Genomic DNA, 13,575 nt, shown 5'->3' with positions numbered 1-13,575 from the left:
TGGTCTAGTTAAATCCCCCAGGGTTTCGACAAATGGGAAAATCCCGGGGGCTTACGCCTCCAGAACTTCCCAACGTTTCGTCTTCGATTTCGGCGCGCATTCGATGATGCGGACTGTATCGCCGACCTTGAAGGCGTTCTTTTCATCGTGAGCCCGGTATTTCTTGGACTTACGGATGGTTTTCTTCAGAACCGGATGCGTAAAGCGGCGCTCGACGGATACGGTTACGGTCTGTTCGTTGGCGTCGCTGGTTACGGTGCCGGACAGGATACGCTTGGGCATCTGATTACTCCTCGGATGCCGCGGCAGCGGCCTTTTCGTTCAGAATGGTTTTGACGCGGGCAGCATTGCGGCGGGCCGCTTTGATACCGGCTGTGTTTTCCAGCTGACCGGTGGCCTGTTGAAAGCGCAGGTTAAAGCTTTCTTTCTTCAGGTTGGCCAGTTCCTCGCGGAGCTGGTCCGGGGTCTTGTCACGCAGTTCTTGGGCGTTCATCGCCTTTTTCCTTTGCTCAAAACACCAGAAGGCCCCCTGACAGGGTCACCTTGGACCTGGTGGATGAATTATAGACATACGAATCGCCCGACAACGCCGGGAGATCGCAGGATGTCGCTCTATAGGGGGTTAGGGGGTGGGTGGCAAGAGGAAGTTTGGTGTAAGTCCAATTCACACTTCATCGCTCAATTTGGTGCATCCTGCATCCAGTATGCTCTGATATTGCGTGCCGAGCAAAAGTAGTTGAAAAGTGCGAAATACAGGTAAGTCATTGGAAATTGGAAGGCTTAGTTATGAAGACTAGTTTATTGGTCGTTTCCCTGGTTCTAGGCGCCGCTTCGGTACAAGCCCAAGCAATCTCGAGCACCAAGGTTTGCGACAAGGCGAATACGGACAACCGACTAAACGGCATGTCCATCGATCAATGTCGGTGCATGGCTCAAATCGCCCAACAGAACCTTTCGCCCGAACTCTACGTATTGTGGACAGAAGCGATGTATTCTGGCGAGTCCCGCACGAAAGAAATGGAAAGCCTCAAACAATCTCAAAGAAAAACACATAGCCAGCTCAAGAAAACCGTTCGTCTATCCAAGAAGCAATGCGGTTTAAGGTAAGGGATCTGGTCCAGTTAAACATGACCATGTGTCCCACAAACGCAAAACGCGGACCCGTTTGCACAGGACCGCGTCTTTAACTGCCTAAGTCTGGCGACTTATGCCAGAGCGATGTTCACAGCCGACTCGCGACCGTCACGGCCGGGTTCGATGTCGAATGTTACTTTCTGGTTGTCGGCCAAACCGGTCAGACCCGAGCGCTCGACAGCTGAGATGTGTACAAACACGTCTTTGCCACCGGTCTCCGGTGCGATGAAGCCAAAACCTTTAGTTGTGTTGAACCATTTTACGGTGCCATTGGCCATATCCGTATCTCCTTTGAATTGCCGTCCGCGGAATTGCGACAGCGCGGCGTAGTCGGTCTGGATCGAGAGACTGAACGCCAAATAATGGGAGACAGTGGTCGAAATAGAAAAACGTATGCATGGTTCACATGGGGCAATCCACTGAACATTGCAAGGTTTATTCCAAACCTTCTGAAAAGCGTGATCGCATTGTCAGCTCAGCCTTACTCCCACTTATAATTGAAACTCACCGAAATCCGCTCATCCTCGGCCATATTCATCGGCACCTCGTGGCGCAGCCAGCTTTCCCACAGCAACACGTCGCCCACCTGAGGCTTCATATAGATGAATGGCTGCAAATCCCTCCGCCCTCCTTTCAAACGCGTCGGCGCGGCCATCATGCGGCCTGAGCGGGGGTCTTCCAGCTTCAAGGCACTCGCCCCCTCGGGCATCGCCACATAGGTCGTGCCCGAGATCACGCTGTGCGGGTGCAGGTGGCTGGAATGCATGCCGCCCTCGGGCAGGATGTTGATCCAGAGGTCTTCCAGTTTCAATTCCCCCTCGCCCAGATCAAACTCCAGATCCTTGGCAAAGGCCGCGACGTGTTGGTCCAGCGCGGCGACCAGATCGGCAAAGATCGGGAACCGCCACGGCAGGTCGGTCAGTGAGGCATAGCTGGTATACCCAGGATAGCCGTTCTCTTCACACCATTCCTGCCCGGCCTCATCGTCTTCGGCGATGACAAGGCACGAGCTTTCAAGCTCCTCCGCGTCGATCTTGGGATCGAACTCGGACAGAGAGGCACGGTAAAGGCGGGTCACGAAGAGTGATTCAATCTGTGGCATGACCCGCCTATAAACCAGCCCGCCCCCAAGTGCGAGAGGGGAACTAGCCCTGCTCGACCTGCTGGTCCGCCAATATGCCTTTCAGCCAGTCCAGCGCCACATCCTCGGCCTTGTCGCCTGAGGACGTGTCAAACAGGTAACGCTCCCCGATCATCCGGGCGTTGCAGGCCAGCATCTGATTCATCATGTGCTCAGACCCGTGGTTAAAGGTCGTATCAAATGTCGTGTCGCCCAATCCGAACACAGAAAAGCGCACGTGGCTCAGATCAGGGGTCTGCTTGCGCAGGGCTTCAAAGAACGCCTTGGCCGTAAAGGGCAATTCGCCTGACCCAAAGGTCGACAGAACCAGAACATAATGCCGATCCGCGCTCATGTCGGCTGGTGAAAGATCATCAAGGCTTTGAACCGTGCAGTCGACCTGATCGGGCAAAGCGGTTTGAAGGTCTTCGCACAGAAATTCAGACGTACCGGTTTCGGTACCGTGAAGAAGATGAAGGTGCATGAGATAGGCCCCGAGTTTCGCTGTATTGATTTTGCCTACGACGAAGCGGGCAAATCTCTCCCTCAGCTCGAGTCGGTAGAGGGCAAATTAGCGGTCAGCGGGCTATCTGCAAGAGCAATGGTGGCCTTTAGCTTTGCACCGGACCTTTGCCGCAGCGCGGGATGGGCCGGCCACCATCCGCATAGGCAAGGCACAAGACAATTTCGTCCGGTTTCGGAGCGTCCGGAATGGTCAGCGTCATCGTGTCGAAATGATCGAAAGACCAAGGGTTGTCCTTATGCCCCAGCGGCAGATCAATCGCGCAACCTGGCGCGCCCAGCTTGGCGTTCGAGGGGATCACCGCCTCGCCCCCGCCCGCAGCGGCCCGCATGGGTGCCCCCAGTTTGGGGTGGATCACCGCCCCGCCCTGCTCCAGATCGCCGTTCATGCCGACAATGGCAGCTTTGCCATAAGAGACTGGAGCGCCATCCAGTTGAGAAATCGCCTCGGCGGCGAGTTCGGGGCCCAGAATTGCACCGATTTCGAACAACTCTGAAAGATCATCCAAGAACCGCCCGGCCAAAGGGTTCCGCATCACTGCCAACGCCGCAACCCGGCTGATCGGCTCACCTGGCTGGCCCAACTGATCGGTGGTTATGATTTCTTTGACGAACATCTTCTTACGCAGCTGAACCATGGAGCCCTCCCTCAGACGTGCCGCGTAGCCTAAGCGCTGACTCAGAAGAGGCAAGTGTGCTGTAAACCCTCTCTAATTCTTGAACCTTTAGCGCTAGCAATGCGCAGCTGAATACATAGATGGTCTGTGCCTGTCGCCCTCACGATACCGGATCTACCGCCATGCCCCAATTTCCCTCTGCCCCAAGCCTTCTTATTGCCGGGTTGGTCGGCGAACTTGCCTTTGAGCTCTATGCCTGGCTTGTTTCCCCGCTTCTGTTTGGCGTCGCCCTTCAGCCAGCCAATCTTGTCGTCGCGCTCACCGCTCAATTCACCGGCCTCGCGCTGCCCTACGGGGTCGCTTTTGCGGTGCACTTCCTCATCGGTGCCGTCGGCTTTGCCGGAGTTGTTTGGACCATGAAGAAAATCACCGGATTGGGCTATATTCCGTCCGGCGCGCTGGCGGGAATTGCGCTGTGGTTTGCTGCGCAAGGCATCTTGGCGCCGGCGGTTGGCCGCAGCTTCATGATGGGATTCGGTGCCTATACCCAGTCCTCGTTTATCGCGCATGTCGGGATGACATTGATCCTGGCATGGGTTTGGCAAGTGCTGGCCTCGCGCAACTCGGCCGAGCCCGATCCAACATAACACCCACTACGTCCGAAAGCACAAAGGCCCCCGGCGCGAACACGCCGGGGGCCTTTTTCGAAACCAGGGTTACCCCCGATAGTCTTACCAGTCTTCGCGAACCACGACGCGGGTCTTGATCGGCAGCTTCATCGCGGCCAGGCGCAGGGCCTCGCGGGCGATGTCGTCATTGACGCCGTCGATCTCGAACATCACGCGGCCAGGCTTGACTTTGCAGGCCCAGCGGTCGACCGAACCCTTACCTTTACCCATACGAACTTCGATCGGCTTAGCCGTGACCGGAGTGTCGGGGAAGATGCGGATCCAGACGCGACCCTGACGTTTCATGTGACGTGTCATGGCACGACGTGCAGCTTCGATCTGGCGTGCAGTTACACGCTCAGGCTCAAGAGCTTTCAGGCCGTAGGTGCCAAAGTTCAGATCAGAGCCGCCTTTGGCGAGACCCTTGATCCGGCCTTTGTGCATCTTGCGGAATTTAGTACGCTTTGGTTGAAGCATATCTCTCCCTCCTTAGCGACGACCGCCACCAGCACCACGAGGTGCAGGGCCGTCCTGGAGTTCCTGTGCTTTACGGTCACGTGCCTGCGGATCGTGCTCCATGATCTCACCTTTGAAGATCCAGACCTTGATCCCGATGATCCCGTAGGGGGTCATCGCTTCGGCATGTGCGTAATCGATGTCGGCACGCAGAGTGTGCAGAGGCACGCGGCCTTCGCGGTACCACTCGGTCCGTGCGATTTCGGCGCCGCCCAGACGACCCGCGACGTTCACCCGGATACCCAGGGCGCCCATGCGCATGGCGTTCTGAACCGACCGCTTCATGGCGCGACGGAACGAAACACGACGTTCCAGCTGCTGAGCGATGGACTCGGCAACCAGCTGCGCGTCAAGCTCGGGCTTGCGCACTTCGACGATGTTCAGGTGCAGTTCGCTGTCGGTCATACGAGCAAGCTTTTTGCGCAGAACTTCAATGTCTGCACCTTTCTTGCCGATGATGACACCGGGACGAGCCGTGTGGATTGTAACGCGGCACTTCTTGTGCGGACGTTCGATGATCACACGGGCAACACCGGCCTGCTTGCACTCTTTGTTGATGAACTCACGGATATTGAGGTCTTCCAGCAGAAGATCACCGTAGTCCTTGGTGTCGGCGTACCAGCGGCTGTCCCAGGTGCGGTTGACCTGAAGGCGCATGCCGATCGGATTTACTTTATGACCCATTAGGCTTGCTCCTCAACTTGACGCACCTTGATGGTGATCTCCGAGAACGGCTTCATGATTTTGCCGAAACGGCCACGGGCACGCGGGCGACCGCGCTTCATGACCAGGTTCTTACCAACCCATGCTTCGGCAACGATCAGCTCGTCGACATCCAGGTTGTGGTTGTTCTCGGCGTTGGCGATTGCGGATTGCAGACACTTTTTGACGTCCTGCGCGACACGCTTGTTGCTGAAAGTCAGGTCGGTCAGAGCCTTCTCAACTTTCTTGCCGCGGATCATTTGCGCAACCAGGTTCAGTTTCTGCGGGCTGGTGCGAAGCATGCGGGTTTTCGCCATTGCTTCGTTTTCAGCCACGCGGCGGGGGTTCTTTTCCTTGCCCATGACTTACTTCCGCTTCGCTTTTTTGTCTGCGGCGTGGCCATAATAGGTACGGGTCGGCGAGTATTCACCGAACTTCTGACCGATCATGTCTTCCGAGACGTTGACGGGAATATGCTTCTGGCCGTTGTACACACCAAAGGTCAGACCCACGAACTGGGGCAGAATGGTGGAACGACGCGACCAGATTTTGATGACTTCGTTGCGGCCCGACTCGCGCGCTGCTTCGGCTTTTTTCAGCACGTAAGCATCGACGAAAGGACCCTTCCAAACAGAGCGAGACATGGATTAACGTCCCTTCTTCTTGGCGTGCCGCGAGCGGATGATCAGCTTCTGGGACGCTTTGTTCTTGTTGCGGGTACGCTTACCCTTGGTGTCCTTACCCCAAGGCGTAACCGGCGTACGGCCACCCGAGGTACGACCTTCACCACCACCGTGCGGGTGATCGATCGGGTTCATTGCAACACCACGAACCGACGGACGCACGCCCTTGTGGCGCATACGACCGGCTTTACCGAGGTTTTGGTTGCTGTTGTCGGGGTTGGACACGGCACCGACGGTGGCCATGCATTCCTGACGGACCATGCGCAGCTCGCCCGAGCTCAGACGTATCTGAGCATAGCCGCCATCGCGACCAACGAATTGCGCGTAAGTACCGGCCGCACGTGCGATCTGACCGCCTTTGCCAGGCTTCATCTCGATGTTGTGGACAATGGTACCAATGGGCATGCCCGAGAACGGCATTGCGTTGCCCGGCTTGATGTCAGCCTTGGCGGATGCCACGACTTTGTCACCAACAGCCAGACGCTGCGGAGCCAGGATATATGCCTGCTCGCCGTCTTCATATTTTACCAGTGCGATGAATGCGGTCCGGTTCGGGTCATATTCGATCCGCTCGACGGTTGCCGCGACATCAAATTTGTTCCGTTTGAAGTCAACGATCCGGTAGAGACGCTTTGCGCCACCGCCGCGGCGGCGTGAAGTGATCCGTCCGGTGTTGTTCCGGCCGCCCGATTTGGTCAAACCCTCAGTGAGAGACTTGACCGGACGTCCTTTCCAAAGCTCCGAACGGTCGATCAGCACCAGCCCGCGCTGGCCCGGCGTCGTCGGCTTGTACGACTTGAGTGCCATGCTTTCTGTCTTCCGTTTAGCAAGTGCAGGGGATTTCCCTGCTATGTGATAGGCCCCCGTAGGTGCCCAAGGTGAAGGGCCCCGAAGGTCCCCGGTTACAAATATCAGAGGCCCCGGAACGAATCCGAGGCCGTAAGATTGGGAGCGTGTAACAGGGTTGGGGGTGGGTGTCTATAGGGAGAAAGTGAATCACAACGGCAACATTGCGAAGAATTCACAAAATAGTTGTTCACCTATTCTCACTTGCCACCTTAGTCTATTGTTGGTAGATGCCCGCCATCTTATCTACAGAACGTCATTGGCGTTGCAGCGCCTTACGACGGATAACTCCGGCAATGGGATACTACGTATTCCCAGCGCCCGTTCCGAAACCGGGTATACGCGCGAACGCGTACCGGTTTCGGCCAACTACATGTCGTCATAGAATTTCTCCTTAATCACGACTGCAGACTTAAGTCTGCGCTCGTGAAAACCCCTCTTAGGTCTTCACCTTAGAAGCCGGAGAGGAATAGAGATGACGACGGGCATCCAAAGACCAAGCAACATACTTCGGGGTGTGGCGTCAAGCGACAATCTGCCCCTACGTTTGCTGTGGTAAGCTATTGTTTATACCTAAAATCAATATTACGTAGTCAACAAACGAGTCACATCATTTTTTTCTTTGAATGTGCACCGCGCCATGCAATCGTGGTGTCATAGGGAGATAACAAATGAATATTCCGAACCAAGTGCTCAAGCGGTTAGAAGCTGCTGTCACTGAGGCGTTCCCTGCAGAATTGATAGCAGACATCAAAATTGAAGACGTAATAATCGACACTGAAGCCCGTGAAATACGGGTTACTCTTATTGTGAGCACAACAGTGGATCCCACAGAATTCGCCCAAGGATATTTTGGACTAACAGGAAAAATGCGCCGATCACTTGCCGAAAAAGGCGACAAGTGGAGCAAATTCTTCCCTGTAGTCACACCGTCAATTGGACACGAGGTACATGCCTGACGAACAGTTGGCCGAGAGCTTGGTGGCAACTGCAAACAAACTGCTCGCCCCCAGGGACGAAGACGTTAGCCAGACCGATCTACGAAGAGCAATCAGCACAGCATATTTTGCCGTTTACCATGCGCTTGCACGAGTTTCGGCGCACAGCTTGGTTGGCGAAAACCGTGAAGACCGCCCCAACCGCGCTTGGGTAGAAGTCTACCGTGGTCTTTCGCATGGCTCGTGTAAAGATGCCTGTTCAAAAGCCAAGTCCATCGGCTTTCCGGAAGAAATCGAAGGTTTCGCTGCTGCTTTTGTTCGCTTGCAGGATGCCAGAAAGCGTGTGGACTATGATCCTACTTGCCGACCCACTCTAGAGGAAGCTAGAATGTGGGTTGCAATCGCAGAAGTCAGTATTGGACGTCTTCTAGAAGCCAGTCCCAATAGCAAAATTGCCTTCGCGACTTGGGTACTCATCACCAGCCCCGGTGCAGCTCTTGCTAGAACCGCTGTTAAGTTGAAAGTAGGTCCGGAACTTGGGTTGCCAGTAGCTGATTTTTGACCGCGCTCGCCACTCAAAAACTACTAATACCAACAAAAAAACCCCCGCTTTCGCGGGGGCCTTTAGCTCTCTCCACAAACGCGATCCGATCAGAGACCGGTGGACACGTCGATGGTGTTCCCCTCTTCCAGGGTCACATATGCTTTTTTGACGTCTTTCCGCTTGCCCAGCTGGCCGCGGAACCGCTTGACCTTGCCTTTGGTCACAGTGGTGTTCACCGCTTTGACCTTCACACCAAACAGCGCCTCAACGGCCTCTTTGATCTGCGGCTTGTTGCTGTCGATCGCCACTTCAAAGACAACCGCGCCGTTTTCGGACGCCATGGTCGACTTCTCGGTGATGATCGGCTTGCGGATCACGTCGTAGTGTTCTGCCTTCGCGCTCATTTCAGACGAGCCTCCAGTGCTTCGACAGCCGCTTTGGTGAGCACCAGAGTGTCACGCTTGAGGATGTCATAGACGTTTGCGCCCATCGACGGCAGGATATCCAGACCTTCGATGTTCTTGGACGCTTTCAGGAACCCTTCGTTCACGGTCGCGCCGTCGATGACCAGAGCGCGTTTCCAGCCCAGGTTTGCAACCTGTTTGGCCAGAGCGGCGGTCTTGCCTTCGGCTTCGGCGTTCTCGATCACAACCAGTTCACCTGCCTTGGCTTTGGCCGACAGAGCGTGGCGCAGGCCAAGCTTGCGGAACTTCTTGGGCAGGTCGTGGCCGTGCGAACGTACGACGGGGCCTTTGTAGATACCACCACCACGGAAGATCGGCGCGTTGCGGTCACCGTGACGAGCGCCACCGGTGCCCTTCTGGCGATAGATCTTCTTGGTCGAGTAGCTGGTTTCCGAGCGGGTCTTTACCTTGTGGGTGCCGGCCTGCGCGTTGTTGCGCTGCCAACGGACCACACGGTGCAGGATGTCCGCGCGCGGCTCGAGGCCGAACAGATCGGCGTTCAGCTCGATGTCGCCGGCTTTGCCGCCGTCCAGTTTGATTACATCAAGTTTCATGCTTCACCACCTTCCGCGGGAGCTTCTTCCGCAGGTGCTTCGGTTGCAGCCGATTTCACAGCAGCCGGGAAAGGCAGGCCTTCCGGTGCTTTCTTCTTCACGGCGTCCTTGACGGTGACCCAGCCCGATTTCGGTCCGGGAACGGCGCCTTTGATGAAGACCAGGTTCCGGTCCGCGTCGGTTTTGACGACTTCCAGGTTCTGGGTGGTTACACGGGCAGCACCCATGTGACCGGCCATCTTCTTGCCTTTGAAAACCTTGCCCGGGTCCTGACACTGACCGGTCGAACCGTGCGAACGGTGGCTGATCGAAACACCGTGCGAGGCGCGCAGACCACCGAAGTTGTGGCGCTTCATCGCACCGGCAAAGCCTTTACCGATCGAGGTACCCGAAACGTCAACTTTCTGACCTTCCAGGAAGTGTTCTGCCGAAATCTCGGCGCCCACATCGATCAGGCCATCAGCAGAGACGCGGAACTCGGCCAGCTTACGCTTGGGCTCAACCTTGGCAGCGGCATAGTGACCGCGCATGGCTTTCGAGGTGCGTTTTGCCTTGGCAGCACCGGCGCCCAGCTGAACGGCGGTGTAGCCGTCTTTGTCAGCGGTACGCTGTGCAACAACCTGCAGGTTGTCCAAGTGAAGAACGGTCACAGGGATCTGCTTGCCGTCTTCCATGAACAGGCGGGTCATGCCAACTTTTTTTGCGATAATACCAGAGCGCATAATCTATACCCTCCGATCTTACGACTGCAGCTTGATCTCGACATCCACACCAGCAGCGAGGTCGAGCTTCATCAGCGCGTCAACGGTCTGGGGGGTCGGATCAACGATGTCGAGCAGACGCTTGTGCGTGCGGATCTCGAACTGGTCGCGGGATTTCTTGTCAACGTGAGGGCCACGGAGAACCGTGAACTTCTCAATCTTGTTCGGCAGCGGGATCGGGCCACGCACGTTCGCGCCGGTCCGCTTGGCAGTGTTGACGATCTCTTGCGTGCTGGCATCCAGAACGCGATAGTCAAATGCCTTCAGCCGAATACGGATGTTTTGGCTTTGCATAGATACAGCCTTTTATCAGGCGTTGAGGTTGAGAGGAGGACAGACGCGCATCGCCAACCCTCATCGAACCCAAAAGGCGGGAATCACCCCGCCTTGACGTTCTTATCGAGAACTCGCGCGTGATAGTGGGGTTGGTGGGGTTTGGCAAGGGGGAATTAGGTTTCCGTGGGTTTGAAAAAGATAGTTTCTGTCCCGCCATAAGTCACTTGCGTGAGAAGCGAACACCTCTGTTCTCGACACAACCTCTTAGTTACGTCACAAGAAGATAAAGCACTTTTTAGGAGCGGGCATTGGAAGATCTCTCAACGCTGTACATTTTTCTCGATGAGGGTGGGAATTTCGACTTTTCCAGAAATGGAACAAAGTTCTTCAGTATTACGTCGGTCAGTATGAGAAGGCCTTTCCGGCTACACACAAGTTTGGATACCTACAAATACGACTTAATCGAACATCGCATCCAACCTCGTATTGAACTTCAACATTTTCATTGTGCCGACGACAATGCCCACGTGAGGCGTCGCGTTTTTGATATGCTAGCTCAAGGGTTGGCAGAAAACTCAGTCGACTCAGTTCTGGTCGAAAAGTCAAAGACTGGTCCAGCGTTGCAAGCCCCTGAAAAGTTCTATCCGCGGATGTTAGGGTACCTGCTAAGGTATGTCGTGGGTAAAAGTCAGGAAGGAATCGGCGAACTCGTGGTAATTACCGACTCAATTCCCGTCGCACGCAAGCGCAGGGCGATAGAAAAAGGGCTTAAGACAGTCCTCAAAGAAATGCTGCCTGCCGACACGCCCTATCGAGTTATGCATCACGCGTCCAAAGCACATTATGGCCTTCAAGTTGCAGACTATCTTAATTGGGCGATCTATAGAAAATGGGAACACGGAGATACCAGTACATATGAAACCATCCGCCATTTGATTCAAAGCGAATTTGATATATTCCGAACCGGAATACGCCACTAATATTAGAGAATTTGACCCCCCCAACTACCTCACGGAGAACCCCTTGGGTTCTTATCATCGGGGGGGAACCTTTAGCTCGAATATAGCGAACAAATTGTAGATTACAAGTTAATCGCTCCAGCGCCCCATCCAGTAGAATGGTTGTGCTTCAATCGAAAAGGCCACACCGATGTGGGACGGCCTTCTTTCTTTCAATAGAATAGGCTCTCATTGCTCTTTCAGAGCTATTCAATAGTCTTCGACACGACGTCGACGGTGCGGCCACCTTCGCGGATCGTGAAGCAAAAACCGATTTACTTCGCGATCGGTGCGATTAGCTCAACGCCGAACGACACGTTATCGCAGGGCCCGACCGAAAACCCTAACCCTCCACCGCCTGCCCTGCCTCATATCTCGGCGCGATCACCTTTTCGTAAAGCACAAAGAATAACGGCGTCAGTACCATCGACAGGGCAACCACAATGATCAGCGTGTTCGCCACGTCCGCGCTCAGAACATGGGTGGCGACCGAGAAGGACAGCAGCACAAACCCGAACTCTCCGGCCTGCGCCATCCCCAACGCAAACAGCCAGTTGTTCGCACCCGAGACGCCGAACAATCGCCCCAAACCCAGCAGAACAACCGCCTTGATGACCATAACGCCCAGGGTTAACCCAACCACCAGCCCCAGATGATCCAGCATCAGGCGGAAGTCCACGGACGCTCCGACACTGACGAAAAACAGACCAAGGAACAGGCCCTTGAACGGCGTGATCTCTTTCTCAAGCGCGTGGCGGTATTCGCTGTTGGCCAGAACAACACCGGCGATGAAGGCACCCAGTGCCGGGGTGAGCCCAACGACCATCATCAGCACCGCCACGCCGACCACCAGCGTCAGGGCCATGGCCGTGAAAAGCTCGGGCAAATTGGCAGATTCCACATAGCGAAACACAGGGCCGGTGAGGTAAGCGCCGCCGACGATTACCAGACAGATCGACCCCAGCGTCACAACCGCCCTGAGCCATTCCGGCAGGCCCTGCACGAGATTCAGAGAAAAGCCCGGGCTTGTCGCGGGCCCATGGCTGACGGTGTTCAGGCCCGTAGCCGCCAGATCAGGCATCGCCAGCAATGGCAGAAATGCCAGGATCGGGATGACAGCAATGTCCTGCATCAACAGAACGGAAAAGCTCGACTGCCCCCCACTGCCCATAAGCAGCCCCTTTTCATGCAGGGTCTGCAGGACAATGGCCGTGGATGACAGCGAAAAGATCAGGCCCACCGTTAGCCCAACCTGCCATTGTTGACCCAAGACAAGGGCCAGCCCCATGATGGCCAGGGTCGTGCACACCATTTGCAGACCGCCCAATCCAATCAGCCTGCGCCGCAGATCCCACAGCTTTTTCGGGGCCAGTTCCAACCCGATCAGGAACAGCATCATGACGACGCCGAATTCAGCGAATTGTTCGAGGTTCTCGATATTCACGTTCAGGACGGACAGCGTTGGCCCCAGCAACATACCCGCGATCAGAAATCCAAGCACCGAACCCAGCCCAAGCCACACGGCGATTGGCACGATGGCGATGCCTGCACCCAGCAGGACAAAGGACAAGAGCAGGTAATTTTCCATTGGGGTCAAAGAACTGCGAACAAATGTGCCTTACGGAAACACCCCGTTCAACGACGAGGCTTGGTAGCCTTGTACGATAACGCACCATCAACCCGCCGTCGAGGCATGCGCGACCGGTCGCGTGCTATAAGGGGTTAGCCCCGCCAGGTTTGCCAATGCAAAAGGCCGCTCCCTCAGAAGCGGCCCCATGTTTTAAATAGCCAAATGTCAGGCGCAGCGCGCCAAAGGAATGACACGGTCCTCAGGCTCCTGCGGGGTGTCGGTATCCTTCTGGTCATGCTCAGCCTCGGGGACAGGTTCGCACAAAATGGCATCCTGCATATCATCAAGGTCGCCGCTATGCATAAGCCGGGTTGCATAGGTGAAAAAAGTGTCGCCAAACATGTTGCAGCCTTTCTGTGCTGGGGGAATTGCGCTGTGTCTTCCCTCACCGAGATAGGCGCCAAGACTTATGCAAGCATGTGCATTTGATTAAGACGTCCAGACGTTGCACGGCAGATGATTGATTTGCGAAACGCCAGCAGGACCAAAGGTTGTCTTTCCAACTAAAAAAGCCGCCCCTGTTTGGGACGGCCTTCTTTGAGTCAACGGTTGGGTCCGAGATTATTCGACGAATAATCTCCGCACCCTCGCGCCTTACTCGA

22 protein-coding genes are annotated in these 13,575 nt (G+C 55.6%); 5 read left to right on the top strand and 17 right to left on the bottom strand.

All coding sequences use genetic code 11. The features are described from left to right. Window positions 1–51: 51 nt before the first annotated feature. Together rpsQ and rpmC are read right to left on the bottom strand one after the other, a co-directional pair. Window positions 52–282: a 30S ribosomal protein S17 gene (gene rpsQ, locus ACR0J5_RS00110; RefSeq protein WP_008757253.1), complete on the bottom strand. Its 231-nt coding sequence runs from the start codon at window positions 280–282 to the stop codon at window positions 52–54. A gap of 4 nt (window positions 283–286) precedes the next feature. Then, the gene (gene rpmC, locus ACR0J5_RS00105) at window positions 287–493 is read right to left on the bottom strand and encodes a 50S ribosomal protein L29 (protein WP_010437082.1); all 207 of its coding nucleotides are present in this window, start codon (window positions 491–493) and stop codon (window positions 287–289) included. Window positions 494–771: 278 nt separating this feature from the next. Between rpmC and ACR0J5_RS00100 the strand changes: the two genes are divergently transcribed. Then, on the top strand, window positions 772–1,107 hold the full coding sequence (locus tag ACR0J5_RS00100) for a hypothetical protein (RefSeq protein WP_480649806.1): 336 nt from the start codon (window positions 772–774) through the stop codon (window positions 1,105–1,107). A 98-nt stretch (window positions 1,108–1,205) separates the two neighbouring features. Here ACR0J5_RS00100 and ACR0J5_RS00095 read toward each other — a convergent pair whose 3' ends face one another. The 4 genes from ACR0J5_RS00095 to ACR0J5_RS00080 form a co-directional block, all read right to left on the bottom strand. Beyond that, the gene (locus ACR0J5_RS00095) at window positions 1,206–1,412 is read right to left on the bottom strand and encodes a cold-shock protein (RefSeq protein ID WP_480474053.1); all 207 of its coding nucleotides are present in this window, start codon (window positions 1,410–1,412) and stop codon (window positions 1,206–1,208) included. 203 nt (window positions 1,413–1,615) lie between these two features. Then, on the bottom strand, window positions 1,616–2,236 hold the full coding sequence (locus ACR0J5_RS00090) for a 2OG-Fe(II) oxygenase family protein (protein WP_480649804.1): 621 nt from the start codon (window positions 2,234–2,236) through the stop codon (window positions 1,616–1,618). Between the two features lie 43 nt (window positions 2,237–2,279). Next, window positions 2,280–2,738 (bottom strand): flavodoxin domain-containing protein, encoded by a 459-nt coding sequence (locus ACR0J5_RS00085; RefSeq protein WP_480649802.1) that lies wholly within the window; start codon window positions 2,736–2,738, stop codon window positions 2,280–2,282. 127 nt (window positions 2,739–2,865) lie between these two features. Continuing rightward, window positions 2,866–3,414, bottom strand: coding sequence for an amino acid synthesis family protein (locus ACR0J5_RS00080; RefSeq protein WP_480649800.1), 549 nt, complete (start codon window positions 3,412–3,414; stop codon window positions 2,866–2,868). Between the two features lie 161 nt (window positions 3,415–3,575). On the opposite strand from ACR0J5_RS00080, the gene ACR0J5_RS00075 reads away from it, so the two are divergent. Continuing rightward, the gene (locus ACR0J5_RS00075) at window positions 3,576–4,040 is read left to right on the top strand and encodes a hypothetical protein (RefSeq protein WP_480649798.1); all 465 of its coding nucleotides are present in this window, start codon (window positions 3,576–3,578) and stop codon (window positions 4,038–4,040) included. Between the two features lie 84 nt (window positions 4,041–4,124). Here the strand turns inward: ACR0J5_RS00075 and rplP are convergent, their stop codons facing one another. Genes rplP through rplB form a run of 5 tightly spaced genes read right to left on the bottom strand, consistent with a single transcriptional unit; the run spans window position 4,125 to window position 6,769 of the window. Next, the gene (gene rplP / locus ACR0J5_RS00070) at window positions 4,125–4,538 is read right to left on the bottom strand and encodes a 50S ribosomal protein L16 (protein ID WP_058283513.1); all 414 of its coding nucleotides are present in this window, start codon (window positions 4,536–4,538) and stop codon (window positions 4,125–4,127) included. A 12-nt stretch (window positions 4,539–4,550) separates the two neighbouring features. Continuing rightward, window positions 4,551–5,261, bottom strand: coding sequence for a 30S ribosomal protein S3 (gene rpsC, locus ACR0J5_RS00065; protein WP_480649797.1), 711 nt, complete (start codon window positions 5,259–5,261; stop codon window positions 4,551–4,553). Next, window positions 5,261–5,641 (bottom strand): 50S ribosomal protein L22, encoded by a 381-nt coding sequence (gene rplV, locus ACR0J5_RS00060; RefSeq protein WP_039538267.1) that lies wholly within the window; start codon window positions 5,639–5,641, stop codon window positions 5,261–5,263. Before rplV ends, rpsC begins: the two co-directional genes overlap by 1 nt. 3 nt (window positions 5,642–5,644) lie before the next feature. Continuing rightward, window positions 5,645–5,923: a 30S ribosomal protein S19 gene (gene rpsS / locus ACR0J5_RS00055; RefSeq protein ID WP_005980699.1), complete on the bottom strand. Its 279-nt coding sequence runs from the start codon at window positions 5,921–5,923 to the stop codon at window positions 5,645–5,647. Window positions 5,924–5,926: 3 nt separating this feature from the next. Continuing rightward, window positions 5,927–6,769, bottom strand: a complete 843-nt coding sequence (gene rplB / locus ACR0J5_RS00050; protein ID WP_008757664.1) for a 50S ribosomal protein L2 — start codon at window positions 6,767–6,769, stop codon at window positions 5,927–5,929. A gap of 710 nt (window positions 6,770–7,479) precedes the next feature. On the opposite strand from rplB, the gene ACR0J5_RS00045 reads away from it, so the two are divergent. Beyond that, window positions 7,480–7,767, top strand: coding sequence for a hypothetical protein (locus ACR0J5_RS00045; RefSeq protein WP_480649795.1), 288 nt, complete (start codon window positions 7,480–7,482; stop codon window positions 7,765–7,767). Beyond that, window positions 7,760–8,308: a hypothetical protein gene (locus tag ACR0J5_RS00040; protein WP_480649793.1), complete on the top strand. Its 549-nt coding sequence runs from the start codon at window positions 7,760–7,762 to the stop codon at window positions 8,306–8,308. The genes ACR0J5_RS00045 and ACR0J5_RS00040 overlap by 8 nt, the downstream gene beginning before the upstream one ends. Window positions 8,309–8,397: 89 nt before the next feature. Here ACR0J5_RS00040 and ACR0J5_RS00035 read toward each other — a convergent pair whose 3' ends face one another. The 4 genes from ACR0J5_RS00035 to rpsJ are packed head-to-tail and all read right to left on the bottom strand — an operon-like array spanning window position 8,398 to window position 10,363. After that, window positions 8,398–8,694: a 50S ribosomal protein L23 gene (locus ACR0J5_RS00035; RefSeq protein ID WP_009176651.1), complete on the bottom strand. Its 297-nt coding sequence runs from the start codon at window positions 8,692–8,694 to the stop codon at window positions 8,398–8,400. Continuing rightward, a complete protein-coding gene (gene rplD, locus ACR0J5_RS00030; RefSeq protein WP_008756644.1) occupies window positions 8,691–9,308 on the bottom strand; it encodes a 50S ribosomal protein L4 in 618 nt (205 codons plus the stop codon). Before rplD ends, ACR0J5_RS00035 begins: the two co-directional genes overlap by 4 nt. Continuing rightward, window positions 9,305–10,030, bottom strand: coding sequence for a 50S ribosomal protein L3 (gene rplC / locus ACR0J5_RS00025; RefSeq protein ID WP_480649790.1), 726 nt, complete (start codon window positions 10,028–10,030; stop codon window positions 9,305–9,307). Before rplC ends, rplD begins: the two co-directional genes overlap by 4 nt. A gap of 18 nt (window positions 10,031–10,048) precedes the next feature. Continuing rightward, entirely contained in the window at window positions 10,049–10,363 is a 315-nt protein-coding gene (rpsJ, locus tag ACR0J5_RS00020) for a 30S ribosomal protein S10 (RefSeq protein ID WP_008756422.1), read from the bottom strand. A gap of 290 nt (window positions 10,364–10,653) precedes the next feature. Here rpsJ and ACR0J5_RS00015 point away from each other — a divergent pair, with 290 nt between their 5' ends. Then, on the top strand, window positions 10,654–11,325 hold the full coding sequence (locus ACR0J5_RS00015) for a DUF3800 domain-containing protein (protein ID WP_480649789.1): 672 nt from the start codon (window positions 10,654–10,656) through the stop codon (window positions 11,323–11,325). A 361-nt stretch (window positions 11,326–11,686) separates the two neighbouring features. Here ACR0J5_RS00015 and ACR0J5_RS00010 read toward each other — a convergent pair whose 3' ends face one another. Continuing rightward, window positions 11,687–12,931 (bottom strand): cation:proton antiporter domain-containing protein, encoded by a 1,245-nt coding sequence (locus ACR0J5_RS00010; RefSeq protein WP_480649787.1) that lies wholly within the window; start codon window positions 12,929–12,931, stop codon window positions 11,687–11,689. A 207-nt stretch (window positions 12,932–13,138) separates the two neighbouring features. After that, window positions 13,139–13,315, bottom strand: coding sequence for a hypothetical protein (locus tag ACR0J5_RS00005; protein WP_480649786.1), 177 nt, complete (start codon window positions 13,313–13,315; stop codon window positions 13,139–13,141). Window positions 13,316–13,575 lie beyond the last annotated feature (260 nt).

The organism is Ruegeria sp. BE1, from assembly GCF_056538885.1.
Note: the sequence above shows the minus strand (reverse complement) of the source record. Positions and strands in the feature narration are given on the sequence as shown.